Here is a 1344-nt window from a genome sequence, read left to right on the forward strand (position 1 = left end):
GTTGCGAGTGTCTTGGTCATGATTTCAGTCCTTTTTTGAAGTTGGTTAATGTCGTGGTTATTTCGCGATGGATTTCAGGCCGCGCACGATTTCCGCTTGGCTGTCACCCGAAGAGATCAGGGCGGCGACCTGGGCTTGCTCATTCGCGGTCAAGTCAGACACATTGATCTGAACAGGGTAGGCCCGCAGGTCGTTCTGCAACGCGGTGGGCGATGTGTTGGCCGAAGCAGCGCCAGCCAGAGCAGCGAAAGCGACGAGGGCGGTTGCGAGTGTCTTGGTCATGATTTCAGTCCTTTTTTGAAGTTGGTTAATGTCGTGGTTATTTCGCGATGGATTTCAGGCCGCGCACGATTTCCGCTTGGCTGTCACCCGAAGAGATCAGGGCAGCGACCTGGGCTTGCTCATTCGCGGTCAAGTCAGACACATTGATCTGAACAGGGTAGGCCCGCAGGTCGTTCTGCAACGCGGTGGGCGATGTGTTGGCCGAAGCAGCGCCAGCCAGAGCAGTCAAAGCGACGAGGGCGGTTGCGAGTGTCTTGGTCATGATTTCAGTCCTTTTTTGAAGTTGGTTAACGTCGCGGTTATTTCGCGATGGATTTAAGACCGCGCACAATTTCGGCTTGGCTGTCACCCGAAGAGATCAGGGCAGCGACCTGGGCTTGCTCATTCGCGGTCAAGTCAGACACATTGATCTGAACAGGGTAGGCCCGCAGGTCGTTCTGCAACGCGGTGGGCGATGTGTTGGCCGACGCAGCGCCAGCCAGAGCAGTCAAAGCGACGAGGGCGGTTGCGAGTGTCTTGGTCATTGTCGTGTTCCTCTTAAGCAGTTTGTTGTTTGGGTCGGCTCGTTGCCGGTGACCCTGACCTAAGAGGTTGTTTTCGAATTGCAAAATCACGTCCCCCCTCACGACAATTCACGCGAAAGTGGGCTTGAATTGAGAAATCGACGGACAGGGGGCAGTTGAACCCCTGTTTTTTGAGCCCTTTGGACGGAAATCTTTGTAACGTTTCGTGAGTTGGGGCTCAAAATTGGCTGTTGTGCAATTTTGCACAGCGATTGCGCTGAACCATTTAGTCTAGTTTTGTCGGATCAGGCCAGTTTAGCGATGCGTGACGCCACGAAAAAGGGCGCCCGAAGGCGCCCTTTTTTGAATTGCGAAGTCTTGGATTGATGGTTTTTGTCTGGTCGCTCGACTGGCCGACGGGTCACCGCACCAAAACTAGTCGATGATTTTGGAGACGACGCCTGCGCCGACGGTGCGGCCGCCTTCGCGGATGGCGAAGCGCAGGCCGTTTTCCATGGCGATCGGAGCGATCAGCTCAACCGAGAACGACACGTTGTCG

At 55.1% G+C, this 1344-nt stretch carries 3 protein-coding genes and 1 pseudogene; all 4 read right to left on the reverse strand.

Annotated elements, in window-relative coordinates; translation table 11 throughout:
* Positions 1 to 57 precede the first annotated feature (57 nt).
* Complete coding sequence (locus IU397_RS18345) at positions 58 to 282, reverse strand: hypothetical protein (protein WP_204416556.1); 225 nt, start codon at positions 280 to 282, stop codon at positions 58 to 60.
* A gap of 37 nt (positions 283 to 319) precedes the next feature.
* Entirely contained in the window at positions 320 to 544 is a 225-nt protein-coding gene (locus IU397_RS18350; protein WP_204416558.1) for a hypothetical protein, read from the reverse strand.
* A gap of 37 nt (positions 545 to 581) precedes the next feature.
* Positions 582 to 806: a hypothetical protein gene (locus IU397_RS18355; protein ID WP_204416558.1), complete on the reverse strand. Its 225-nt coding sequence runs from the start codon at positions 804 to 806 to the stop codon at positions 582 to 584.
* 414 nt (positions 807 to 1220) lie between these two features.
* Positions 1221 to 1344, reverse strand: a pseudogene (tuf, locus tag IU397_RS18360) (elongation factor Tu); the annotation flags it as partial.

This window comes from Actibacterium sp. 188UL27-1, assembly GCF_016901225.1.
Classification (GTDB): Bacteria; Pseudomonadota; Alphaproteobacteria; order Rhodobacterales; family Rhodobacteraceae; genus 188UL27-1.

Excerpts from the sequence above, each read along its gene's own strand:
- IU397_RS18355 (WP_204416558.1), bottom strand. The coding sequence starts at position 806 with ATGACCAAGACACTCGCAACCGCCCTCGTCGCTTTGACTGCTCTGGCT.
- IU397_RS18350 (WP_204416558.1), bottom strand. The coding sequence starts at position 544 with ATGACCAAGACACTCGCAACCGCCCTCGTCGCTTTGACTGCTCTGGCT.
- IU397_RS18345 (WP_204416556.1), bottom strand. The coding sequence starts at position 282 with ATGACCAAGACACTCGCAACCGCCCTCGTCGCTTTCGCTGCTCTGGCT.